General features: G+C 46.5%; 16 protein-coding genes. 15 read left to right on the top strand and 1 reads right to left on the bottom strand.

The window, feature by feature from the left end; all coding sequences use genetic code 11:
* The first annotated feature begins 10 nt into the window (after nt 1-10).
* From gatB to BUA14_RS16850, 15 genes are all read left to right on the top strand, one after another.
* Entirely contained in the window at nt 11-1,453 is a 1,443-nt protein-coding gene (gene gatB, locus BUA14_RS16925; RefSeq protein ID WP_072773688.1) for an Asp-tRNA(Asn)/Glu-tRNA(Gln) amidotransferase subunit GatB, read from the top strand.
* Between the two features lie 330 nt (nt 1,454-1,783).
* Nucleotides 1,784-3,139, top strand: coding sequence for an MFS transporter (locus tag BUA14_RS16920; protein WP_072773687.1), 1,356 nt, complete (start codon nt 1,784-1,786; stop codon nt 3,137-3,139).
* 343 nt (nt 3,140-3,482) lie between these two features.
* Nucleotides 3,483-5,066, top strand: coding sequence for a 4-hydroxyphenylacetate 3-hydroxylase family protein (locus BUA14_RS16915; protein ID WP_072773686.1), 1,584 nt, complete (start codon nt 3,483-3,485; stop codon nt 5,064-5,066).
* Nucleotides 5,067-5,220: 154 nt separating this feature from the next.
* A complete protein-coding gene (locus BUA14_RS16910; protein ID WP_072773685.1) occupies nt 5,221-5,991 on the top strand; it encodes an electron transfer flavoprotein subunit beta/FixA family protein in 771 nt (256 codons plus the stop codon).
* Between the two features lie 16 nt (nt 5,992-6,007).
* The gene (locus BUA14_RS16905; RefSeq protein WP_072773684.1) at nt 6,008-6,997 is read left to right on the top strand and encodes an electron transfer flavoprotein subunit alpha/FixB family protein; all 990 of its coding nucleotides are present in this window, start codon (nt 6,008-6,010) and stop codon (nt 6,995-6,997) included.
* A gap of 111 nt (nt 6,998-7,108) precedes the next feature.
* Complete coding sequence (locus BUA14_RS16900; protein ID WP_072773683.1) at nt 7,109-9,157, top strand: heterodisulfide reductase-related iron-sulfur binding cluster; 2,049 nt, start codon at nt 7,109-7,111, stop codon at nt 9,155-9,157.
* 211 nt (nt 9,158-9,368) lie between these two features.
* On the top strand, nt 9,369-9,944 hold the full coding sequence (locus BUA14_RS16895) for a TetR/AcrR family transcriptional regulator (RefSeq protein WP_242954677.1): 576 nt from the start codon (nt 9,369-9,371) through the stop codon (nt 9,942-9,944).
* Between the two features lie 52 nt (nt 9,945-9,996).
* Nucleotides 9,997-12,069: an oxidoreductase gene (locus tag BUA14_RS16890; RefSeq protein WP_072773682.1), complete on the top strand. Its 2,073-nt coding sequence runs from the start codon at nt 9,997-9,999 to the stop codon at nt 12,067-12,069.
* 273 nt (nt 12,070-12,342) lie between these two features.
* Nucleotides 12,343-13,131, top strand: a complete 789-nt coding sequence (locus BUA14_RS16885) for an SDR family NAD(P)-dependent oxidoreductase (RefSeq protein WP_072773681.1) — start codon at nt 12,343-12,345, stop codon at nt 13,129-13,131.
* A gap of 628 nt (nt 13,132-13,759) precedes the next feature.
* Nucleotides 13,760-15,361 (top strand): class I adenylate-forming enzyme family protein, encoded by a 1,602-nt coding sequence (locus BUA14_RS16875; protein WP_072773679.1) that lies wholly within the window; start codon nt 13,760-13,762, stop codon nt 15,359-15,361.
* Nucleotides 15,362-15,612: 251 nt separating this feature from the next.
* Nucleotides 15,613-16,638: a ketopantoate reductase family protein gene (locus BUA14_RS16870; protein WP_072773678.1), complete on the top strand. Its 1,026-nt coding sequence runs from the start codon at nt 15,613-15,615 to the stop codon at nt 16,636-16,638.
* 32 nt (nt 16,639-16,670) lie between these two features.
* Nucleotides 16,671-17,612 carry a 3-hydroxyacyl-CoA dehydrogenase family protein gene (locus BUA14_RS16865; protein ID WP_072773677.1) on the top strand — a complete coding sequence of 314 codons (942 nt, stop codon included), beginning with the start codon at nt 16,671-16,673 and terminating at the stop codon, nt 17,610-17,612.
* A gap of 45 nt (nt 17,613-17,657) precedes the next feature.
* Nucleotides 17,658-18,971 (top strand): GntP family permease, encoded by a 1,314-nt coding sequence (locus BUA14_RS16860; protein ID WP_072773676.1) that lies wholly within the window; start codon nt 17,658-17,660, stop codon nt 18,969-18,971.
* Between the two features lie 56 nt (nt 18,972-19,027).
* Complete coding sequence (locus tag BUA14_RS16855; RefSeq protein ID WP_072773675.1) at nt 19,028-20,866, top strand: acyl-CoA dehydrogenase; 1,839 nt, start codon at nt 19,028-19,030, stop codon at nt 20,864-20,866.
* A 48-nt stretch (nt 20,867-20,914) separates the two neighbouring features.
* The gene (locus tag BUA14_RS16850) at nt 20,915-22,201 is read left to right on the top strand and encodes a CoA transferase (protein ID WP_072773674.1); all 1,287 of its coding nucleotides are present in this window, start codon (nt 20,915-20,917) and stop codon (nt 22,199-22,201) included.
* A 194-nt stretch (nt 22,202-22,395) separates the two neighbouring features.
* On the opposite strand, the gene BUA14_RS16845 is transcribed toward BUA14_RS16850, so the two are convergent.
* On the bottom strand, nt 22,396-24,402 hold the full coding sequence (locus BUA14_RS16845; protein ID WP_084078685.1) for a sigma-54-dependent Fis family transcriptional regulator: 2,007 nt from the start codon (nt 24,400-24,402) through the stop codon (nt 22,396-22,398).
* Between the last annotated feature and the right edge of the window lie 28 nt (nt 24,403-24,430).

Below are 24,430 nucleotides of genomic sequence, written 5' to 3'. Positions count from 1 at the left end.
GGGGGTCAAAATGAGTACATATGAAGCAGTCATTGGTTTAGAGGTTCATGTCGAGTTAAAAACCCAGTCTAAATTGTTCTGTGGCTGTTCTACTGAATTCGGGAAAGAGCCCAATACTCAAGTATGCCCCGTTTGCCTGGGACTGCCCGGCAGCGCGGGGGTTTTAAATAAGACCGTTGTGGAGCTGGCCACGAAGGCCGGACTCGCTTTAAATTGCCAAATCGGCCTCACCACCTGGTTTGACAGAAAAAACTACTATTATCCCGACCTGCCCAAAGGCTATCAGATTTCCCAGGTATTCCGGCCGATCGCCGCTAAGGGGTATCTGGATATTGAGGTGGATGGAGAGCAGAAACGAATTCACATCACCAGAGCTCATATCGAAGAAGATCCGGGCAAGCTGGTGCACTCAGGGGGCTCCATAACCACCTCCCATTCGTCGTGTGTGGACTATAACCGCTCCGGCATCCCCCTGATTGAGATCGTATCGGAACCGGAAATCCGTTCCGGGACGGAGGCTAAAGCCTATCTTGAGAAGCTGAAGGCCATCCTGGAATACACCGGTGTTTCCGATGTGAAGATGGAGCAGGGTTCCCTGCGCTGTGATGCCAATGTTTCGGTGCGTCCGGCAGGGACCACCGCTCTGGGCACCAAGACAGAGGTTAAAAATATGAATTCCTTCCGGGCTGTACAGCGGGCTATTGAGTATGAAGTGGCAAGGCAGATTGCTGTTCTGGAGGACGGGGAGGCCGTTATTCAGGAAACACGGGGCTGGGATGAGAACAAGGGCATCACCTTATCCATGCGCAATAAGGAGAACCCGGATTACAGATGCTTCATCGATCCGGAGCTCCCCCAGATCGAGCTGACAGCGGAGTGGATTGAAGAAGTCAGGGCCGCCCTTCCCGAATTGCCGGATGCCCGCCGGAAACGGCTTGTGGAAGAGCATGGATTGCCGGCTTATGACGCGGGAATCATCACCAGTTCACTGGCCTTGGCCGAATTCTTTGACGCGGCCCTGAAGAAATTCCCCGATGCCAAATTGATCAGCAATTGGATTATGGGCGAACTCCTGCGGCTCCTGAACGCTCAGGCCATGGAGCTGAGTGAAGCCAGGGTTACTCCGGACGGGCTGGCCAAGCTGCTTGAACTGATCAAGAAGGGGACCATCAGCAATAAAGTCGGCAAAGAGGTTTTCGAGCTGATGTTTAAGGAGGGCAAAGAACCGGAGGACATCGTCAAGGAGAAGGGTCTGGTGCAGATCTCCGACGCGGGACAGCTGACCCGGATACTCACGGACATTATCGCCAAAAATCCCAAATCGGTGGAGGATTTCCAAGCCGGCAAAGAACAGGCTATCGGCTTTTTGGTAGGCCAGGTCATGAAGGCTACCAAGGGCCAGGCTAATCCAGGCGTGGTCAATACCATGCTCAGGGAAATTCTCACCAAGTGATAAAGTAAAGAGAAGGGCTCTGTTCCATGAAGAAAAAAGCTGAAGACCGAGTGTGGTGACCGGTCGTTCAGCTTTTTTGCTTCCGTTTCCCCTCTTGATCGAGGCTATCTAGGAAAATTGCAAAGATAGAAAAAATTTACGGTACAGGTAGGGGATAGTATGATATAATAAAGTAATTTATTTAGGTAGAGCGCTCGCTCAATGAGGCTGCCTTGTAAATTCTGTGTGCGAGTCTCTTTATTCAGTCATGTGCAATACGTCACTTGAGGGGAGTGATTATCAGACAGTGTCAAGCAGTGACCATAAAAAAATATAGGGGGCGATAAATAGATGACTAAGACTACGATTTCTGCCATTATCGATCGATTAGGAGTTACGAAATATACGTGGACAATCTGGATATTGGTGGGTCTCGCATTGGTGTTTGATGGTTATGACTACATCATCGTTACTTATACAATGCCGCAGATGGCTCAGGAATGGGGGTTAACCAAGGTTCAAACAGGAAGCCTTGCTTCCTGGAGCATGCTTGGTGTGGTGATAGGGGGAGTAATCGCCGGGATGTGTTCCGATCGTTTTGGCAGAAAAAAGACCCTTGCTTTCTTTGTAGCTTTTTACTCCTTGTTAACCTTCCCCATTTATTTTGCGCCAAGTTTTGCTGTCTTTGCTATGCTCAGGATAATAAGCGGGATTGGCATTGGTGCCTGTATACCGGTCGCAATAACACTGGCATCCGAGAATTTCCCAACGAAAAACAGAGGCTTTTTTACAGCCGCCACCTTGTGTTTTTATGGCTGGGGATGGGTGCTTGGTGGGATTGTGGCCCTTAACGTGGTTCCTGCATATGGGTGGAGAGTGTGTTTTCTGATCGGAGGATTGCCTGCCCTTTACGCCATATTTATTCTATATAAATTGCCCGAATCTATGGCATGGCTTATAGGCAAGGGGCGTGAAGCAGAAGCCATAGAAATAATTAAACGCATGGAGAAAGTAGCGACAGGTAAGTCCAGTGAATGGCTTCCAGGCAGTATAGTCTTACCGGCTCCCCCTAAAAAAGTGGGCGTAACTGCTCTTTTTTCTTCAGGTTATGTCAAAGCAACGATCGGTGTCTGGCTTCTTTACTTCATGAGCATGTTTATTATTTATGGGGTAACAAGCTGGATGCCAACCCTTCTTGTTGAAAGAGGATATGGTTTGGTTCTGGGATATTCGTTCTCTATTTTGCAAAATCTTGTCGGCTCGATTGGCGGGTTCGCAACCGGTTTTGTGGCAGATATTATTGGACGCAGAAAAAATGTTATTTATAGTTTTCTATTTACGGCCGCAGCAATTTTCCTGTTAGGATCTGTTACAGGCAAATGGCCGGTACTTATTATTGCGGTGTTGGTTGGTGTTTGCATGCAATATGCCAATGGCGGAGCATTGCCCCTCATGACTGAAATATATCCCACCGAATTTAGAAATACCGGTGTCTCCTGGGCTCAGTCATTTGGGCGAATCGCAGGATTTCTCAGCCCGTTAATCGTAGGTTATGTTCAACAGCTCGGCCTTGATTTCAGCAATACAATGAAGATGTTTGCTATTCCGGCAATCATTTGTGTACTGGTTTCAGTGTTTTTAATTGTTGAAACGAAGGGAAGAACCGTCGATAGCATTGTGGGTATTAAAGTGGGAGAATTTAATTGATCCTTTGTTTTTTATTGAGCCAAGTTAGACCAGGCAGACCAAATTCCCAAACGCGTTTGGGAATTTGGTCTGTGTCCATATATAAACTCTTCTCCGACATGCATGTAGATGGTCAAGTTAATGGACCACTTCGTAGTGGTTTTAAGTTGCCTGTGTATAACTTCTCATGGGGTATGTTCACCCAAAATCTTTAATAAATATATAAGTAAATATATATTTAAATGATCTTGACGCTAAAAAAAAGATATGATAGGCTTAAAACATGAACGTAAGTTCTTTTTTTCTCATTCTGATATAGAGCGAGCGTTCAATCAATTAAATTATAGTATGGGAGGATTTTAAAATGGGAGTTGGCACTTACGAAGCTTATCGGGAAAGACTACTTAAAATGAAACCCAATGTCTACTTAAATGGTCAGAAGGTTGATCGGTCGGGTAGCTGGATTGATGGCGGCTGCTATGTTATGAAGCAGAACTACGATCTTGCCAATGATCCGGAATATGCAGATGTCTGTACCGCTACTTCTCATCTTACCGGAGAAAAGATCAATCGGTTCACCCATATTCATCAGTCCAGAGAAGACTTGCTCAATAAACAAATGATGACCAGACTCCTTTGCCATCATGTAGGTGGCTGCACCCAGCGTTGTATGGGTTCAGACGCCTTGAACGCTCTTGCCGTTGTTACTTATGATTGTGATGAGGCTTGCGGAACCAACTACCAAGAGCGTTTTAACAAGTATCTTCTATACTGCCAGGAAAATGATCTTATTTGCAATTGTGCTCAGACTGACGTTAAAGGTTCACGCAATCCTAAGTATAAGAGAGCACATATGCAGCCTGACCCGGATCAGTTTGTCCATGTTATCAAGACTGATGTGGACGGCATTGGCGTTGACGGAAAGCCCTGTAAAGGGATCATTGTTCGTGGTGCCAAAATATGTAACTCTAATGCTCCTTACGTGGATGAGATCATTGTTAACCCAACTAAGTTTATGGGCAAGGGCGATGAGGGGTATGCCATAGCCTTTGCCTTACCGGCTGACTGGGACGGCATTAAGCTTATGGCACTTCCCGGCCAGCATCATAAGAGAAAACACCTTGAGGCTCCCTTTAATAAAGTCGGTGATGTGGAATCGCTGACAATTTTTGATGATGTGTTTGTTCCTGAAGATCGGGTATTCATGAATGGCTTTGATCATCCCGATGTCGTTCAGTATGCGGGTTATTTGGCACTCATGTTCGCTCATTTCCACAGACATTCTTATACCGGATGCAAGACAGCGGTATCGGAAGTTATCGGAGCTCAGGCAGCCCTGGTTGCAGATGTGAATGATATCGCCAAAGAACATCACGTACGGGAGAAAGTCTGTGAAATCATCAGTACGGCTGAACTGGTCTTTGCAGCAGGTCAAGCATCCGCTTTGCGTGCCGTGAAGTTTCCTAACGGATCTTGGGTACCGGATGAAATCCTCACCAATGCAGGCCGGAAACTGGCAGGACAAAAAATTTACCATGAGTATGAGACTTTGGCTGACCTGACGGGAGGAATCTGCGCTTCTCTTCCCACTGAGGAATCCTTCTTCGCTCCGGAGACAGCCGAGCTTTGCAACAAGTACATCATGCGTAACCCTGACTACACCGCAGAAGAGACCCACCGTGTCATGCGGATGATGGAGGATAAGCTTTGTGATGCCTTTGAATCCGCCCAAGCCGTCGCCGGAGTCCATGGGGGTGGATCTCCGCTCATGGAGACCATTACCATGATGAGCCGTTATGATCTGGAGCCCTTAAAAGATATTGCCAAATACCTTGCCGGTTTTGAAGGTGTGAAGTGCCCCCGTTACGAGCGGCCAACAGTAACTCCGCGGGCTATGCTGGATAAATTTAAGAAGACTCAGGTCAATACCCCGCAAGAAACGACATAAAGCCTGTGCTACAGTTGGCAATAGTAGTATAAGGAGAAAGGGAAGCCTCCGCTGTAAAGTTGTATTTTGAGATTTATCGATGCCAGTGACTTAACAAGCGGGGGCTTCGCGATGTTTAAAACGCAAAACGCTTGATCAACAAGGGGGAAGTAGAATGAATATCGTAGTGTGTCTCAAGCAGACCTTTGATACCGAAGCTTTAGTTGTTCTTAAAGATGGTAAAATCGACCCAACAGGAGTGACCTTCGTTATCAACCCCGATGATGAGTATGCAGTGGAAGAAGGAATCCGCCTCAAAGAGAAACATGGCGGGGAAGTTGTTGTCCTCGCTATTGGGAATAATCGTACCCCTGAAGCCATTCGTACCGCATTGGCTATGGGAGCCGACCGGGCGGCGTTGATCGATGATCCGGCTCTTGCGGAAGCAGATGATCAAAGCAATGTTGAAGCTCTGGCCCAATATATTTCCACCCTCAACTACGATATTATCCTGACCGGTATAGCCAATGTGGATACCGGCTCCGTACAAACAGCCCAACGTCTCGCCGAAAGACTGAAGCTCCCTTGCGCCAATATGGTCACTAAGCTGGATATTGATGGAATGAAGGCAACAACCCTCCGGGAAATTGACGGAGGTAAAGAGCTGCTTGAATTACCACTCCCGGCAGTCATCGCAGCCCAGCAAGGTCTCAATGAACCTCGATACCCCTCCGTACCCGGAATTATGAAAGCGAAAAAGAAAGAACTTAAGACATTTAAACTGCCTGACTTAGGGATAGATGCTTCAAGTGTGGGAACCCAAATTCAAATCGAAAAAATAACCCTGCCTGCTGCCCGCCGGGCCGGATACATGATTCAGGGGGAACCTGCAGAAGCAGCCGGTGAATTAGCGAGAATACTCTCCGCAGAGAAGAAAGTACTGTAAGAGGAGGAGTTAAGAAATGGCAAAAGGGATTTGGGTTTATATAGAACAGAGCAATATGAAGATACGCAAAGCTTCCCTGGAAATTATGAGCAAAGCCAGAGACGTTGCGGACCAAGCCGGAGAAGAAGTGGTTGCCGTACTGATCGGGCAGGGAGTAGAAGCCCTGGTGAATACAGTGATACCCTATGGGGCCAATAAGGTAATCCTTGTCGATGATGCCCAATTGGCCAATTACACCACAGGTTCCTATACTTCTGTCTTGAATAAGCTGATTCGCGATCATGAGCCCAAAGCACTTTTACTGGGACATTCGACGTTGGGGCGAGATTTGGCGCCCCGCCTCGCTCAACGTCTCGGAGTGGGAATGGTGGAAGATTGTATTGCTATGGAATATGATCCGACAGCATTGCTTACCTTGAATCACGCCATCTATACGGGCAGGGCTTTTGCCCAGGTTAAAGTCATCTCAACCCCAATTATTGCCACGATTCGCCCGAATTCCTTCGCAGTCAGTGAGCCGGATGCCACTCGCCAGGCAGAGGTGATCAGGGAAAATGCTCAAATCGATGCTGATGATTTACGGGCTATCGTTAAGGATATTGTGATGGCCGCATCCAAGCGTCCTGATTTAGTCGAAGCCAATGTGATCGTAGCCGGGGGACGCGGAGCGAAAAATGCTGAAGGATTTACCCTTTTAGAAGAGTTGGCCGACGTCGTGGGTGGAGCGGTAGGAGCATCCCGGGCTGCCGTTGACGCAGGTTGGATCGACATTAAGTATCAAGTGGGGCAAACCGGGAATACCGTAGCCCCCACACTCTATATTGCCTGTGGAATTTCCGGAGCGATTCAGCACCTGGCCGGTATGAATTCTTCCCAAGTGATCGTAGCTATCAACAAAGATCCGGAGGCGACTATATTCAAGGCAGCAGACTACGGAATTGTCGGAGATATGTTCCAAGTTGTGCCTTTGTTGAAAGAGGAGTTTAAAAAACTTGTCAACCGCTGACACCATGTTAGTCAATTAAACAGCGAAGTGTGAACGGCTTCGCTGTTTCAGTTAATGGTAAAAACCCGGACTATCCCTTGATGGAGTATAAAGAAGAGGAGGTTTTCCCCCATGCGATTATCATGGCTGATTGTGTTTTTTGTGTTAGCGTGTGCAGCAGGCTACGGCTTTACTGCAGCCTTCCGCAAAAAACTGAACATAGTGTTGTTAGGCGCGCAAGACGAACCCTTTGCTCAACCCGGTGTACGCTGGAAGAATTTCGTGAGCAAAATCTTGTTGCAAAGCAAAATGATTAAAGAACCTTACGGCATCGTGCACTTCTTCATTTTCTGGGGATTTATCTTTATTTGCCTGGGAGAAATCCCCTTCATCTTTGAAGGATTATTCCCCCGCTATCCCATACCCTTTTTAAGTACTAATCCCTATTTCTTCCTTGTCAAAGATGTTTTGGCCGCGTTAGTGTTTGTCGGTTTAATTATCGGGCTGATCCGAAGATGGATTGTTCGCCCCCAGCGTTTATACCGCACTATGGAAGCCTTTTTAGTGGTATTGTTCATTATGCTGGTCATTCTTACAGAATGGATATCCACAGGGGCTAAATATGTTTTGGAACCCCATAATGTCGCTTATTCACTCGATCCGGTGTACAGGTCGGTGGCAGCCTTGCTCAGTGGACTGAGTGAATCCGCCCTGGTCGGGATAAGGGATGGGGTTTGGTGGTTTCATACGGTGATCCTGCTGGCCTTCTTAGTCTATATACCGAATTCCAAGCACTTACATCTCATTGCCGCCCCCTTTAATGCCTACTTTGCTTCCCTAAAACCCATTGGCGGGCAGATGAAAAAACTGGACCTTGAAGATGAAACCAGCGAAGAATTTGGCGTTTCACGCATTGAAGGCTATACCTGGAATGAGTTATTGGATTGTTTCGCTTGCGGTGAGTGCGGACGCTGCATGGATAATTGTCCGGCAAACCTTTCCGGCAAGCCCTTGAATCCCAAAGAATTGCTGAGCCGCACCTTAAAGCACCACCTCTTAGAGAAAGGGGAAGTCATGCAGAAGTATGGCTTAAAGTCCACCGGAGAGGAGTCGGCAGAAGCCATCGCCGAAATCGCACAAACCCATCCCGAGGATGCAGCCATCCTTCAACAGAGTTTAATCAATGATGTCGTCACCGAGGATGTTTTATGGTCTTGTACCACCTGCATGTCCTGCCAGGTACAATGCCCTGTTTCCAATGAACATGTGAATAAAATCATCGATTTACGCCGCTATCTTGTGACCATGGAAGGTAATTTTTCACCGGAGCTGCAAACCACCTTCCGCAACATTGAAAACAACTCCAATCCCTGGGGTGTCGGCTGGAATAAACGGGACGAATGGGCAGCGGAACTCAATATAAAGCCCATGAGCGAAGCAGAGGATGCAGAATATCTCTTCTTCGTTGGGTGTGCAGGGTCCTTTGATAACCGGGCCCGCAAAGTCTCGACAGCTCTGGCGAAGATACTTCAAGCAGCCAATGTTAATTTTGCCATCTTGGGAGCGGAAGAAAAGTGTTGCGGTGAGTTTGCCCGTCGTGCCGGGAATGAATATCTCTATCAATCCTTAGTGGCTGAGAATGTCGGGTTATTGAACGGCTATAATGTCAAGAAAATCATGACAACCTGCCCCCACTGTCTTAACACTCTGAGAAACGAATATCCGGAATTCGGTGGACATTACGAAGTAATTCATCATACCCAGTTCATTAACGAGCTGCTCAGCAGCGGTAAGTTAAAACTCAAGCAAGATCCGGTCAGCGAACCGCTAAAAATCGTCTATCACGATTCCTGTTACCTGGGGCGTTACCAGCAAGAGTACACGGCACCACGGGAAGTATTCAGCAAAGTGCCCGGAGTGCAATTGCTGGAAATGGACCGTCACCATGACAAGAGTTTTTGTTGCGGTGCCGGTGGTGGTCGGATGTGGATGGAAGAGCATCTCGGCGAGAGGATCAATGATATGCGGGTGGAGCAAGCGCTTGCCAAAGAGCCCCAAGCCATTGGAGCCAACTGTCCTTACTGCATTACCATGTTGGAGGATGGCATAAAAGAGCAACAGAATTTGGAGCAGCTCATCCAGGTTGTGGATCCAGCCGAACTTATTGTTAAGTGGATTTAATACCTATGGAAATCTTTGCAATACTTGACAAAGGTCAGGATATCTTGTATTTTGAACGTTAAAGAAGCCTTATTGGCACACTCGTACTGAAGTATCCACTGTAATCCTTAAAAAGGAGGGAATAGTTACGGATAATAAAGTGTTCAGTCCCCTTGTGAAAACTCATGCAATTTCTTCGGCAAAAGATGAAGGATTAATCGAGAGCAAGCATATGCAAATTGTCGAAAGTGCCTGCAAGCTCTTCTTTACTCAGGGATTTCACCCGACGTCGATCCGTGAGATTGCCGAGGCCTGCAATATGTCGATGGGGCAGCTCTATCATTATATCTCTTCCAAAGATGACGTATTATATCTTGTCCATAAGCACTTTCACAAGATTTCCGATGAGTTCATCCGCAATCAGAATATTGATAAGTGTGTTTCCCCAACGGAAAAACTTATTACTTTTATCAAGGCCAATCTGTTCTTTGTTTACGAAAACCGTAAACTTATCCAATTTATTTCCACTGAGACCAAGTATCTCCAAAAAGACTATCTAAAAGAAGTTTTAAAAATGGAGAAGGAATCCACAATTCGCAAATACCACGAACTCTTAATCGAAGTCGATAAAGAACGGCCTCTTCATGCCGATCTGGAGGTTTTGGCCAGTATACTCGCGTATACGGTAGCTTTTGAGGCACTTAAAGGATGGACTGTAAGTGAAAAATCCAAGGAGGAAATCAATCGTGGTATCCTGGATTTTGTTCTCAAAGGAGTAGGCCTCTCAGATCTAGTGGAAAAACCCTGATTTTCTTCTATCTCCTCTCCCCAAAAGGTGGCTTAAGGAAGGAGGAACAGGCATGCCGCTCAATTTATTCTCACCGGGGAGAATCGGCCGGGTAGAACTGAAAAATCGCCTGGTGATGGCTCCTATGGCCTTGGGTTACTGCGATAAAGGTTTCGTCACCGACAGAATGGTTGAGTTCTTCCGGTTGCGTGCCCGGGGTGGAGTAGGGCTGATTTGCTTAGGAGCCGTTCAAATCGATCCAATTCGTAAAACCGATTATGACATGGTCAATATGTATGATGATACCTGTCTTCCCGGCTTACAGCGTTTAACCGATGCGGTTCATGAGGAAGGAAGTAAAATTTTTGCTCAGTTATTGCATCAAGGCCGTTACGCACGGTCCCGGGAATATAAGGGAATGGAGGCTGTAGCGCCATCAGCGGTGGCTTCAGGATACACAGGGGAGACCCCTCGGGAGCTTACCCTGTCAGAGATCAAAGCCTTGACAGCTTACTATGCGGCAGGGGCTAAACGAGCACTTCAAGCCGGATTCGACGGTGTGGAGCTCTGCACCAATTCGGGCTACCTGATTGGTCAATTTCTGTCTCCGCTTACCAACCAACGAACAGATGGCTACAATGGAGATCTCTATGCAAGAATGACCTTTCTTTTGGAAATCATCGCTGCAGTTCGGGAGGCCGTAGGAAAGAATTTTCCTCTTACAGTCCGGCTTGGCGGCCATGACTTTATGGAAGGGGGAAATACGAATTCTGAAGCTCGTAGGATCGCTGGGGAACTGGAAAAGGTCGGCGTGGATGCCCTAAGCATTACAGGAGGCTGGCACGAAGCACAGGTTCCTCAGATTACCATGGAAGTGCCCCGGGGCGGCTACAGCTATTTGGGACGGGGAATTAAAGAGGCTGTATCCATTCCCGTCATCATGAGCAACCGGATGAACATTGCAGTGGGGGAGAAAATTCTCCTTGAGGGCGGTGCGGATTTCATTGCCATGGCCCGTCCCCTGATCGCCGACCCGGAGCTGCCCAATAAGGCACAGCAAGGAAGAATTGACGAGATTCGCCCTTGTGTGGCCTGCAATCAGAGCTGCTTAGATCGGATAATGACACATACGGCGGTTGAATGTTTAGGCAACGCAGAAGCGGGAAGAGAATCCGAGCTTGCACAGGGCGCATACCTGCCAACCCAGGTGAAAACAGCCCATCCTGAGAAAATACTGGTTATTGGTGCAGGAGCAGCGGGCTTGGAGTATGCCCGGGTTGCCTCGGCCCGCGGCCATAGTGTAACGATTTGGGAGCAGGGCAGTCAACCGGGTGGTCAAATCCTTATGGCTTCGGCAATCCCTGGGCGGCATGATTTGGCTGAGTTAATAAATTATCTGACCTGTGCCTGTGCAAAGCAGGGCGTCCTCATCAATTACCAGGTAACAGCTGGGAAAGAAGATATTATAAAAAAGGTTGAAGAAGGGGATTTTACACGGGTTGTTGTCGCCACAGGAGCCGGCCCCCTTGATCCTAAGATTCCCGCTGAGAAGGAAGCAAGGGTAGTCCAGGCTTGGGAGGTATTAAAAAACCGGGCGGAAGTGGGCTCAAATGTCATCATCGTGGGTGGAGGCGCGGTAGGTGTGGAGACAGCCTTGACGCTGGCGGAGATCGGCACCCTGGATTCTGCGGCTCTGCGGCATCTTATGCTTTATAGAGCGGAGACTCCCGATGAGCTATATCATCTGCTCACCCATGGATGCAAAAAAATTACCTTAGTGGAAATGAGCAATTCCATCGGCAAGGATATTGGACCGAGCACACGCTGGTCAGTTTTGGCGCGCCTTAAACAGCATCATGTTAAAATAATGAAAGGGGCGAAAGCAATCTCCATTGCTGAAGAAGGAGTCAACTTGGAAATAGACGGGGGACAGGTCTATGTTCCGGCGGATACTGTTGTGCTTGCTGTAGGAGCGAAGCCAACGAACAGTCTGTATCATGAATTAAAAGGAGCTATCGGCAATCTGGTACTGATCGGTGATGCATCCAAACCGGGAAAGATCAGCGATGCTATTAGAGAAGCTTATCGGCAGGCCATAAGTTTTGGAAGCGGAGGGAGCATTCCGATTCAAAAGTTATTCGATTAATATTGACGCTGAAATCGATTTGTGATAGTCTGAATTTGAACAATAAGTTCTTTTTTTCTCATTACATATAGAGCGAGCGTTCTATTTAATAAAGGAGGGAAGCACGTATGGGAGCTGGCACTTAGATTGGAAGGGGTGAAGTGCCCTCGCTACGAACGCCCCACGGTAACCCCCAGAGCGATGCTTGAAAAGTTCAAGAAAACTCAGGCCGATAAGAAATAACAAAACCATAACTTAAGGGTTGAGTGCAAAAAATTAAAAGGAGATGTTAAAATGGCTAAAGAAATAGGAAAACCCAGCTTTGATTTGACCGGTAAAGTAGCTATTGTTACAGGGGGAACAAAAGGAATCGGTTATGCTGTCGCAGCTACTTTTGCTATGTATGGATGTGACTTAGCTATTACCAGCCGTACCCCTGCTGACTGTGAAAGAATAGCAAAAGATATTGAGACTCTTTACGGGGTAAAATGCCTGGGGATTGCTGCAGATTCTTCAAATAAAAACGATATTGATCGGGTCGTGGCCCAAACCGTTGAGGCTTTCGGGAAAATTGATATCCTTATTAATAATGCCGGTATCAGCGGAAAGACAGCCGCTCTGTTGGATCAGACCGAAGAAGATTTTATGAATGTTATCAACACCAACCTCAAAGGGGTGTTTCAGTTTGCTCAGGCTGTGGCGGCTCAGATCGCCAAACAAGGAAAAGGGGGAAGGATTGTTAACATCGCTTCAGTAGGGGGGCTTATCGGCGGAAAGAGTGTCGCTCCCTATGGTGCTTCTAAGGCGGGCGTTTTGAGCCTGACGAAGACTATGGCCAACGAGTGGGCCCGTTATGGGATCACAGTCAATGCAGTTTGTCCCGGCTATGTTATTACTGAGTTGAATCAGGATATTTTTGCTGATCCGGAGATTAAGGCCAAGATGGAAAAGAGAACTCCTGTGCGCAGGCTAGGTTCTGTCGAAGAGGTGGCTGGCCCTGTGCTGGCCATGGTTTCAGACAGCTTCAGTTATATGACCGGTACCTATATCCTTCTGGATGGCGGACAAACTATCGGCGGCTGATCCAGCCCTTAAAAGCTGATTCTCCAGGATTTTGCTTTCGGCGTTCACTCCGTAAGCTGCGCGGAGCAATCTAATCGCTCAAGACCTCCGCTCTGTCGGGTCCACCTGCGCCGCTAAGTCATCCTATGTGGCAGGCGGCTTGGGCGAAACCCTCGCCCGGGTTTCGTGCCTAAATCGGCTCCTCGAAAGCACTGCTTTCGCACTTTGTTCTCATAGCTGGTTGGAAACGTCCTGTTTCCAACCCGACTCCGCTGCAGTCTTTTCGCGAAGATTGCTTACCTGCTCGCTTAAATCCGTATTTTGCCTTAAAGCAAAATCCTTGGGCTGCTTTTCACGCTTGAGCGGTGCGATGCAGGAAAAAGCCACTAGACCCGGACCACGTTTTCCATTCAGATAAAAGTAGATGAGGGTTAGAATAGATTCTCTGCCATGAACAGATGGATGCTTCTATTCATGGCAGAGAGAAGCACATTTGATCATAAAATTCCAATAGCCAATGCTCCGATATGAAGAGATAAAATTCGACTGAATATGTGAAAATATACTCATTTTTGACATTATACTTCTTTCAGGGTAAGCCTCGTTATTTCACGCGGATAACATCCAAAGCTAAGGAGGCAACTATTCAATGAGGCCTAAAATGCCAACCATGTCACTGGAGGCACAGTCTCACCTAAAAGGAAGACGTTTGGAATTTGAGAGTATAGCCCAAATGCTCACTGTACGAGCGAATGAAATACCGGAAGCAACCCATGTATATTATTATGATCAGATATTAACCTATAAAAATACCAATGACCGGGCGAACCAGGTCGCCAATTTTCTCAAAGAATCAGGTGTGCGCAAGGGGGACATTGTGGGAGTCATGATCCAGAATTCCCCCGAAATTTACTACACCATGTGGGGCGCCCAAAAGTTGGGAGCGATAGCTTTAACCATAAATTATTGCTTAAAGGGCCCGGAAATTGCTTATGTTCTGAATGATGCCAAGCCCAAAGTTGTCTTTGTGGGCAGCGATTTCATGGATGAATTGACAAAGGGACTAAGGAACACTGATACAAAGCCCTCTGTGGTTGAGGTAATAACCCAGGCCAATCATCAGGCGCTGGAAATCAAAACAAATTTAACAGATATTCTCAACAAATATCCTTTTGACGAATGTCTGGTGAAGCAAAGCCTTGATGATCCCTTTTTATTATTATACTCATCCGGTACAACCGGAAAGCCCAAAGGTGTCTTATTATCCAACCGAGCGCAACTGTCGCAATGCCGCAACTTCAACCAAATGGGCTATATCAAAGGGAATGATGTGATGCTGCTGATGCTGCCTATGTTTCATACCAATCCCTTGTGTGTCTTTACTTACCCGCTGAGTTTCGCCGGTCAGGCCCTTTGCATCCGCAGGAAATTTTCACCCAACGATTTTTGGCCTACGGTTATGCACTATGGAATCACAGTAATTATGGGTGTGCCCACCATGTTTGACTATATTTTAAATAAGATTGACCCCTCCCATATCGACTTATCCAAAGTGAAAATCCGCTACGCCTTTACCGGGGGAGCGCCACTTTCTTTAGCTACTCGTCGTGGGTTTAAGGAAAAGTACACTATTGATTTTCTGGTGGGTTATGGACTTACTGAAGGATGTGGGGGCAATAGTACGGAGCCGGCCTTAGGGCGTTACAAAGAAGGCTCCTGTGGAATGGTTCATCCTGAAGAAGTTATCGAAATTATAGATTCAGAGGGCAGGCTCCTGCCGAATAATGTTGATGGGGAAGTATGCATTAAAGGCGATTGCCTGATGTCAGGGTATTTGAATCAACCTGAACAAACTGCGGAAGTTCTGAGAGATGGGTTTTTACATACAGGTGATATTGGTCATTTTGACGATGAGGGCTATCTATATATTACAGACCGCAAAGGGGACATGATCGTACGCGGGGGTGAGAACATCTATCCCCGCCAGATTGAAATTGTGCTTGAAGAGCATCCCCTGGTGGCCGAGGTAGCCGTGATCGGTGTGCCTGATCAATGCCTGGGACAGCGGGTTAAAGCGTATATTGTACCCCGGCAGAAGGGGTTGGCTGCGGAGGAAATCCGGCAATGGCTGCTTGAACGCATGGCAAAGTACAAAGTGCCGGAGTTCTACGAATTTGTGGATCAGCTCCCCCGGACTCCCAGCGGCAAGGTGCAAAAGTTCGAACTTAGGAAAGATCGTGATGAGAAGTAGGACACTTGACACCAAATTGGGACACCGTTTTTCAGATTACCAGACATATGTCCCAAGCTTTCTCAAAGATACGGAAACAAGGGAAGTTTTTCACATGGCATGAGAATTGCATTGATACTATGTGTATGTACATCAGGAAAGGGGAGTGAGCGGGTTATTAGGAAAAAGGAGGTGAAGTGCCCCCCATAAAAATCAGCTGACCACAGGTAACCCCATTGATTCAGCTTCTTAATTTAAAGGAGGAATTTCCTATGAAGATGGCAGTAATGGGAGCAGGCTCTCTTGGTACAATTCTCGGTGCTTTGTTAACAAAACATGGATACGAAATGGATCTTATTGATGTTAATGCAGCCCATGTGAAGGCCCTCAATGAGAAGGGCGCCAAAATTATCGGTCTCATGGATTTGGTTCAACCCGTGAAGGCTCTGACTCCGGATGAAATGACAGAGCCCTATGATCTTATCTTTTACTTGACAAAGAGCACCCAGGATGAGAGTGCTTTACCCTATGTTGCAAAGTACCTGAAACCCGATGGAATCGTCATCACAGGACAAAATGGCATGCCTGAGGAAACATTAAATGAAGTCATTGGCAAAGAGAGAGTCCTTGGCCAGATCACGGGATGGGGAGCTACCTGGATTGAACCCGGGGTTTCTAAGCTTACTTCCGAGCCGGATCACATGACCTATGAGATCGGAGAACAGGATGGACAAATCACGGACCGCTTAAGGCAAGTCGCTGAAATTTTGTCAAAAGCAGGTAACCCCAGAATGCTTACCAATCTGATCGGTACACGATGGAGCAAATGGACTTCGAATTGCTGCTTTAGCGGTATGTCGGCAGTTGTGGCGGGAACCTTTGGGGACGTCCTGGATAATCCTCACGCCATCCGCTGCTCGGCACATATTCTCAATGAATCCATGGCTATAGCCAAAGCCGCCGGTGTGACACCGGAACCTTTCCAAGGGGATGATTATGCTGCACTGGCTTTCACAACCGAAAAAGAGCGGGAAGGGAATATACCTGGTTTAAAGGCCTGTGTAGAATCCCATCGCAATATTCGGACAGGAATGCTCTACGATATTGAAGCCGGGCGATACCCCGAAATAGATACAACCTATAACGGAGTACAGTGTAAACTGGGCGCAAAATATGGCGTGCCAACACCGGTTAATCAGCAGGTCGTAGATATCGTCCATCAAATGGCCGCAGGAAAGTTAAAGATCGATCCTGCCAATGTCAACCTCATTCAGCTGCCTGTATTGCCTAAAGAGTAAGGTATCGTCAGCAAAACGAAAGGGTGATCGCTATGTTTGAAAATTGGAAGCTGTTAGTCGTAGGCGCTGGAGTTATGGGAAGCGGAATTGCTCAACTCTATGCTTGTAAGGGGTTCCAGGTGGCTCTTTACGATAAGTTTCCTGAGCAACTGGACCGGGCTAAGCAATTGATTGCCAATAACATGGAAAACCTTATCAAGGAAGGTCTGGCAACCCAGGAAGAAGCGGAAAAGACCAGGACACTGATCAGCTATGAGACAGACTTGGAGAAATGTGCCCCTCAAGCTGACCTTGTTCTGGAAAGTGTTTTTGAGAATGCTGATGTCAAAAGGGAAACCTTTGCACAACTTGACAAACTATGTGCTTCCGATTGCATTCTCTGCAGCAATACCTCGGCTTCAAACATCTTTGAAATTGCTCCTGTGTCACATCCGGAACGCCAAATCATCACCCACTATTTTAACCCGCCGTTTATTATGGATCTGGTCGAGGTGGTTATGGGACCCAAGACTTCAGAGGAGACACTGGCTAAAGTGAAAGCTTTCCTGATTCAGGTGGGCAAGGAACCTGCAGTACTTAAAGAATACATCCCGGGATTTATTGTTAATCGCATAGCTACCGCCATTACCCGTGAAGCGGGGTATATGGTTACACAGGGGTGGGTTTCAGCACAGGATATAGATAGTGCCATAAGAAATACCAGTGGCATTCGCTATGCTTTTGAAGGCCCCATGGCTCTTTATGACATTGTCGGCTGGGATTTGACCACGTCTGTATCCGTAGGTGTTCATAAATCATTATGCAATGACACCGAAATCGGTAATTCTTTGGGTAAGGAATTGATCGCCAAAGGTGAACTTGGCCTGAAATCCGGTAAAGGTGTATTTGATTATACAGGTGTTGATCCACAGCAATTTATGAATGAAAGAGCGGCTAAGATTATAAAAATGGTCAAAGCAATTAAAGAACTTTAAAGATGGACTGGATTAAGCTGATAAAAAAATTAGGAGGTAGGCATTATGAGTTGGTTAGCGCCAATAGGTGTCCTCTTAGCTATTGTCATATTGGTGGTCATGGCATGGAAAGGCTTCAACATTGTAATTATTGCGCCCTTTGCCGCAGTCTTAATCATCTTGACCAATGGCATGGAATTCCAAACGGCCTTTTTTGCTGGTAAAGGCGCCTATTTAACAGCAGTCGGAGGATTTATTACATCATATCTGCCCATATTTATCCTGGGTGCCTTGTTAGGCAAGTACCTGGAAGATAGTAAAGCAACTGTGAGCATTGCCAATGGGATTTTCAAATTAGTAGGTAAAGACAGCCCCATGAAAGTCATGGTCGCCATATCCATCATTGCTGCGGTATTGACTTACGGAGGAATCAGCTTATTTATTGTTATCTTTACAGTCGTCGCACTTTGCAGACCCATCTTTAAAGAATTAAACTTGCCCTGGCGTCTCGTCATGGTCCCGATGATCTACGGTGGCACGACCTTTACCATGACCATGGTACCAGGAGTCCCTTCCATTCAGAATGTTATACCGACACAACTGGGCACAACCCTGACCGCTGCACCTTTGATGAGTGTTGTGATCAGTCTTGTATCCGCCACCTATGGTTATTTCATGATGAAATATGAGTTGAAACGAATGGTTGCCTCAGGAGAGACCTATTCAGAAAGTGGTCAGGTGATTGACCTTGGTGACACCTCGAAAGTACCCCCCCTCTTTTTGTCAATCCTGCCTATGGTGGTCCTGATTGTCATCATCTTCGTCGGCAGTGCCATGAAAATTCCTAATCTTGTCGTTCCGGCACTGCTTGTTGCGGTTGTTCTGGCTGCATTATGTCTTAATCCCTATATACCCAATCAACTGAAGACACTTAATGCCGGAGCTACTAATTCTTTGCTCCCCATTATATTTACTGCTGCAGCCGCAGGTGTGGGAGCCGTTGTCTTTGCATCTCCCGGCTTCCAGGTCTTACAAGTCGGGATGAGTGCAGCTCCTGGTGGTGCCTTAACTCAGATTCCCATCATTACCGGCTTTATTTCCATGGTTACAGCTTCGGCATCGGGCGCCTTGGGAATTGTTATCCCCACATTTGGTCAGACTTGGATAGCTGCCGGTATCGATCCACAGGTTGTCCATCGGATTTCATCGTTAAGTTCCGCTGTTTTCTCAGCTATGCCACATAGCGGCTTCTTATTCTCTTGCATGGCTGTATTTGGTGTAAGACATAAGGATGTTTATAGACAAATGTTTCTTTTTGGATTGTGCGGAGGGTTCATTTGCCTGATGGTTGCTCTACTTATGGCGGTTACTATTTATTAAATAAGAACGAGCGCTCAATCTTAAAATGAAATAATAAATATACTTTAGCGGGAGGAATGACTTTGGCTGGTAAAAACTTCTTGTACGACATGAGAGAACTGAAATTTGTGCTTAAGGAATGGCTGGATATGGATAAGATCTTTTCCCTGCCGGACTATCAGGACTATTACAGCAGGGAAGAGATCGACCCAATTATTGACACAACCTATAAAATCTGCCGAGATGAGATTTCTCTGATCAATGAGGATTCCGACAAAATTGGTGTTCATTTCAAGGATGGCAAAGTGGTTACCCCGGATTCCTTTAAAAAGGCCTATAAGACGATTAATGACGCAGGTCTGGGAGCGAGCAATGCGGACCGTGAAGCTGAGGGACATCTTCCCTATACCCTGGTTCAGGCCAATTATGAAATTCTCAGCCATGCGGGGTTAGCTTTCACGGGTTTCTGGGGTCTGAATTCCGGGGCAATATCCCTTATTCAGCAGCACGGCAGCGAATTGATCAAGCAAAAGTTTCTGCCGAAGATGTGTGAAGGGAAATGGGCAGGCACCATGAATTTGACCGAGCCGGGTGCAGGGACTGATGTAGGTGCTAATGTCACCAAAGCTTTTGCCACAGATGAACCAGGAATCTATAAAATCAAAGGGAATAAATTGTTTATTACAGCTGGGGATCATGATCTTTGTGAGAATTTTATTCATCTTGTCTTAGCACGGACAGAGAGGGCCCGCCCAGGTACAGCAGGATTATCACTGTTCGTCGTGCCGAAATATTGGGTCAACGATGATGGCAGTCTGGGTGAGTTTAACGATGTCATTACCACGGGTATTGAAGAGAAAATGGGTCAGCATGGCTCCCCCACCTGTTCCCTAAGCTATGGTGAAAATGATAATTGCCGTGGATATATCATCGGGGAGCCACCGGATGAGAGCGGCAAAGGTCAAGGTATTGCTCAGATGTTTGTCATGATGAATGAGGAACGTTTGAATACCGGTATTCAGGGGCTGGCTGCTGCATCTCAGGCCTTTAACTTAGCCCGCGAATATGCAAAAATCCGTGTCCAAGGCACCAAATTTACGGATCCCAAAGGCCCCAAGGTTCGCATTGTCGAACATGAGGATGTTCGCCGTATGCTGATGCTGCAAAAATCCTGCATTGAGGCGATCAGAGCGCTGATCCTCAAGAGTTGTTATTATCTTGACCTTTCCCACGATAGTGAAGATCCGGAAGAGCGGGAATTTGCCGATGGAATGTTCCAGATCAGCAATCCCATGTGCAAAGCCTATGCCACAGATATGGCTTGGCCCCTGATCGCGGAAGCTATCCAGGTCCATGGTGGATACGGTTATGTATCTGAATATCAGGTTGAGCAAGCTGCACGGGATGTCAAGATTTGTTCGATCTGGGAAGGAACCAACTTTATTCAGTCCCTTGATTTGGTTGGCCGTAAATTCAGTATGAACAAGGGCAAGGTGTTCAGGAATTGGTTAGATGATATTGCCACCTTCATTGAAATAAATGAAACTAAGAAAGGTTTTGAAGTTGAATTCAAGATTCTCAAGGATGCTTTCCAGGAGTACGAAGGGATTATCGGTCAGCTGCAAAACTATAGGCAAGAGGGCAAAGCTCAGATGATGCCGTTATTCTCGACAAGGATTCTTCATGCTTCTTCAATGCTTTACTGCTCCAGACTCATTATGGATCAAGCGCTGCTGGCCAATAAGAAACTCAATGAAATAGGGGAGAATCATCCCGACGCCAAGTTCTATAAAGGAAAAATCGCCAGTGCCCGTTTCTACACTAAAAATGTTTTGCCCGAGATTTTTGTAATAAGAAAAGTACTTGAAATCGGGGATACCTCTGCTATAGACATTGATGAAGAGAGCTTAGGCTGATTCATCACACCCCTATACATCTAAAAAAACATTAGGAGGAATTGAACTATGAACCGATGGGAAAAGATCGAACATAAACCGGCTCCACTGTTTACTCCTGTATTTGGACCTCTCACGGGTATTCGGGTTCTGCTCAATGGGACAGTCGTAGCAGCACCTTTCAGCGCTACCATGATGAGTGACTTCGGAGCCGAAGTTATCGCCCTGGAAAGACCTAAAGTCGGAGGAGACCCGGCACGCCATCAAAGACCTCAGATTGTTGAAGGAGACAGATCCATCAGCGGTGCCTGGATGCAAAATGCCAGAAACAAGCTGAGCTTTGCCTTAGAGACGAATCTTAATGTCCCCGAATCCAAAGAGATCTTTTTATCTCTGATTAAAAACTCGGATGTCTGGATTGAGAACATGGTTTGGATTGATAAACTGGGTATTACCGATGAATTGTTATTGGAAGTCAATCCGAAATTAGTTATTTGCCATATCAGCGGATACGGTACACCGGCATTTGGCGGTGACCCAAAACATTTGAACAGGCCTGGCTATGATCCTCTCGGACAATCTGAATCCGGTTGGGCATTATTGCAGGGGTGGCCGGATATAGAACCTTATTATGCTCAACAATATGTCGGTGATTATTTGAACGGATTGTTCGCAGTGAATGGAATTTTAATGGCCTATATGAACAGCCAAAAGACGGGCAAGGGGCAAGTTATTGATGTCAGCTTGACTGAAGGCTGGATGCGGGTTATGGATGATAACTTTACACTCTGGACCCAAAAACAAATTCTCAAGCAAAGACAAGGAATTAAGCAGAAGAATTACCAGCCCGGAGGTGTTTTCGCCACCAAAGACGGAAAGTATGTCAATTTAGGTGCTTATGGTAAAACGGCCTATGAAAAAACCTTAAAGGGCTTTGGCATCGACCTCGAGAAGTTCCCCTATGAAAAAGCAGGGGGGAATGCTGAAGCTGTGGCAAGCCCACTAGGCCAGGAATTGGATGCCACCTTCGCCAAATTCTTCATGGAACATGACGCTGAAGAGGCTGTAAACATTTGTATTAATAATAAAGTTGGCGCTGCCTTTGTAAGAAGCGCTGAAGACACCTATAACCTGCCTCATTGGCATCAAAGAGGGGATTGGGTGAAATACACCGATCAGACCCTGAATAAGGAAGTTGAAGCATTTGGTTTTGTACCTAAAATGTCGGAGACTCCAGGGCAAGTATGGCGTGGTGCCCCTTACTTAGGTCAGGATACTGAGAAAATCCTCAAAGAGCTGCTGGACTACAGTGACAGTGATATTGAGGCTTTAAAAGGAAAAGGGATTATTGACTAAAGAGAGCTATTCCTAATAATTCCTGATAATTCTTGAGGGAGTGTCGAAAAATTGCTTTTTTTAAGCAGTCGATGATGCTCCCTTTTCTTTCCCTGTTCCGCCTTAAGCGCTTTCGATTTTCGGATGGGCATGCCGGCGGCTGCTCATGAAAAAAGGGCCGTCGTTACTTACAAACGACATGCCCTTTTCTTGGTTTAACTGATCTCGTATTCTTTTATTTTGCGATAGAGGGTTGATTTACTTAGTCCCAGGATCTTGGCAGCACCCCGGATGTGGTTGTTGCTTTCATGCAGAGCCTTTATAATAGCTTTTTTCTCAATCTCTTTCATGGAAGGGGTGTTGTCCAGAATAATTTCATTGGGTGATGGTTCCGGTTCCGGCTGAGCCAAGGTTGAGCCGGAGGGAGGCTGATAACTCAGAATTTCCTCGGGGAGATTTTCAGGGCGTATAATCCCTTCGTTGCTCATGCAGACGGCATAGGAAATCGTATTCTGTAACTGCCGCACATTCCCGGGCCAATTATACTGGAGCAATAAGTATTTTGCTGAATTACTCAGGATAGGTTCGTCAATACCTTGATTACTGGAATAGATACGGATAAAGTGTTCAATCAACTGGACGATGTCTGAGCCCCTTTCCCTTAAGGGAGGGACGCTTAACTTAAAGACGGAGATCCGATAGTATAAATCCTCCCGGAATTGATTGTTTTTTACCAGATCCAGCAGGTTCTTATTGGTTGCTGTAATCAACCGGAAATCCACGGGGATGTAACGGCTTCCTCCCACGTGCATGATCATTTTATCTTCCAGCACCCGCAGCAGTACCGCCTGCAATTCCAGAGGCATATCCCCAATCTCATCGAGAAAAAGAGTCCCGCCATTGGCAAGTTCTATTTTCCCAGGTTTGCCCTGGCGCTCGGCGCCCGTGAATGCTCCCCCTTCATAGCCGAATAACTCGCTGGCGATGAGATTTTGTGGAATCGCGGCACAGTTTACGGCAATGTAGGGACCATTGGGCCGGTTTTCAAAGTGGATTGCCTGAGCATAGACATCTTTACCTGTGCCGCTTTCTCCTTGAATAAGAATATTGGAGTTAAAATGAGCGAATTTCTTCGCCATACTTTTCAGCTTCATGGATTGTGGAGATGAGCCAATGATAGTGTCAAAAGTGAATTTAACCATTGCTGCGTAGGGTGACTTAGCAGCTTTTTTTATGTGGTCGGTTTCTTTCAACAATACGATGTAACCTGAAATTTTCTCCTTGCTTTTAATCGGCTTTATTGAAGTGAGAAACAGCTTTTTCTTGGTGTATTTAAGCTGAAAATCAATATGTGAAAGTGTATTTCCTGTCTCTACAACTGATTTAAAGAAGGGCTGCTCCCCAAGAACGTCTTCCACCTGAGAACCGATCAGATCTCTGCCAAAGAGTTCGATTATTTTTAAAGCATTCATATTGGTTCGGATGATTTTGCCATCGTCATCTGAAAACAACATGATCTCTTCAGTGTTTTCCAGTGCGGCATCAAATATCTCGTTCTGTAAGGCAATTTGAAACTGTTTCTGAATGCCCATGGCCATGCTTATGGCTAATCCCAGAGTTTGGGAGTTATGGCTGCGCAAGTTAGGGCTGGTGATGGTAAGAGTACCTTCCAAATTACCATTCTCATCAAAGATAGGAGCAGATGAACAGGCAATGTTCTCAAAAATATGACTGAAATGTTCAGGGCCGCAGAGCTGGATAGGGCTTTTGAGAAGAATACACATGCCATGGGAACAGGTTCCGATGGTTTTTTCCGTCCAGATCGTACCGGCTTCCAGCTTGAATCCATTTCCCCCCAGTGCTTTGACGACACTGAGGATGACTCCTTGCTCATCGCTGATAATAATATAGCATTCTACATGGGAGAGCATGTTTTCCAGGTGGTGAATGAAGGGAGTGGAGGCTTGTATCAACAAGGCCTTTTTCCTCAGCAGCTGCTCAAACATCAGAGGATCCATCTGCGGAGGATAGTCATAATGACGAGGGTCAAGACCATTTTCAGAGGAGCGAAGCCAGGATTCAACGATTTCCGGTCTAACCTCTTTTACCGCGGAGGGATCAATACACTTACGAATTACATCAAGTTTTTGCTGTTTTATCTTATCCATAAGGACTCTGTCGTCCTTAATAAGTGGACTTAGCAATTCTTGCAAAGATTGCATATTAATCCCCCTCATTTATAAGCCATTT

Origin of the sequence: Desulfitobacterium chlororespirans DSM 11544 (assembly GCF_900143285.1) — a bacterium.
Taxonomy (GTDB): Bacteria; Bacillota; Desulfitobacteriia; order Desulfitobacteriales; family Desulfitobacteriaceae; genus Desulfitobacterium; species Desulfitobacterium chlororespirans.
The sequence above is the reverse complement of the archived record's forward strand: the minus strand, read 5'-3'. Positions and strand labels throughout refer to the sequence as shown.

Excerpts from the sequence above, each read along its gene's own strand:
- gatB (WP_072773688.1), top strand. The coding sequence starts at position 11 with ATGAGTACATATGAAGCAGTCATTGGTTTAGAGGTTCATGTCGAGTTA.
- BUA14_RS16920 (WP_072773687.1), top strand. The coding sequence starts at position 1,784 with ATGACTAAGACTACGATTTCTGCCATTATCGATCGATTAGGAGTTACG.
- BUA14_RS16915 (WP_072773686.1), top strand. The coding sequence starts at position 3,483 with ATGGGAGTTGGCACTTACGAAGCTTATCGGGAAAGACTACTTAAAATG.
- BUA14_RS16910 (WP_072773685.1), top strand. The coding sequence starts at position 5,221 with ATGAATATCGTAGTGTGTCTCAAGCAGACCTTTGATACCGAAGCTTTA.
- BUA14_RS16905 (WP_072773684.1), top strand. The coding sequence starts at position 6,008 with ATGGCAAAAGGGATTTGGGTTTATATAGAACAGAGCAATATGAAGATA.
- BUA14_RS16900 (WP_072773683.1), top strand. The coding sequence starts at position 7,109 with ATGCGATTATCATGGCTGATTGTGTTTTTTGTGTTAGCGTGTGCAGCA.
- BUA14_RS16895 (WP_242954677.1), top strand. The coding sequence starts at position 9,369 with ATGCAAATTGTCGAAAGTGCCTGCAAGCTCTTCTTTACTCAGGGATTT.
- BUA14_RS16890 (WP_072773682.1), top strand. The coding sequence starts at position 9,997 with ATGCCGCTCAATTTATTCTCACCGGGGAGAATCGGCCGGGTAGAACTG.
- BUA14_RS16885 (WP_072773681.1), top strand. The coding sequence starts at position 12,343 with ATGGCTAAAGAAATAGGAAAACCCAGCTTTGATTTGACCGGTAAAGTA.
- BUA14_RS16875 (WP_072773679.1), top strand. The coding sequence starts at position 13,760 with ATGAGGCCTAAAATGCCAACCATGTCACTGGAGGCACAGTCTCACCTA.
- BUA14_RS16870 (WP_072773678.1), top strand. The coding sequence starts at position 15,613 with ATGAAGATGGCAGTAATGGGAGCAGGCTCTCTTGGTACAATTCTCGGT.
- BUA14_RS16865 (WP_072773677.1), top strand. The coding sequence starts at position 16,671 with ATGTTTGAAAATTGGAAGCTGTTAGTCGTAGGCGCTGGAGTTATGGGA.
- BUA14_RS16860 (WP_072773676.1), top strand. The coding sequence starts at position 17,658 with ATGAGTTGGTTAGCGCCAATAGGTGTCCTCTTAGCTATTGTCATATTG.
- BUA14_RS16855 (WP_072773675.1), top strand. The coding sequence starts at position 19,028 with ATGACTTTGGCTGGTAAAAACTTCTTGTACGACATGAGAGAACTGAAA.
- BUA14_RS16850 (WP_072773674.1), top strand. The coding sequence starts at position 20,915 with ATGAACCGATGGGAAAAGATCGAACATAAACCGGCTCCACTGTTTACT.
- BUA14_RS16845 (WP_084078685.1), bottom strand. The coding sequence starts at position 24,402 with ATGCAATCTTTGCAAGAATTGCTAAGTCCACTTATTAAGGACGACAGA.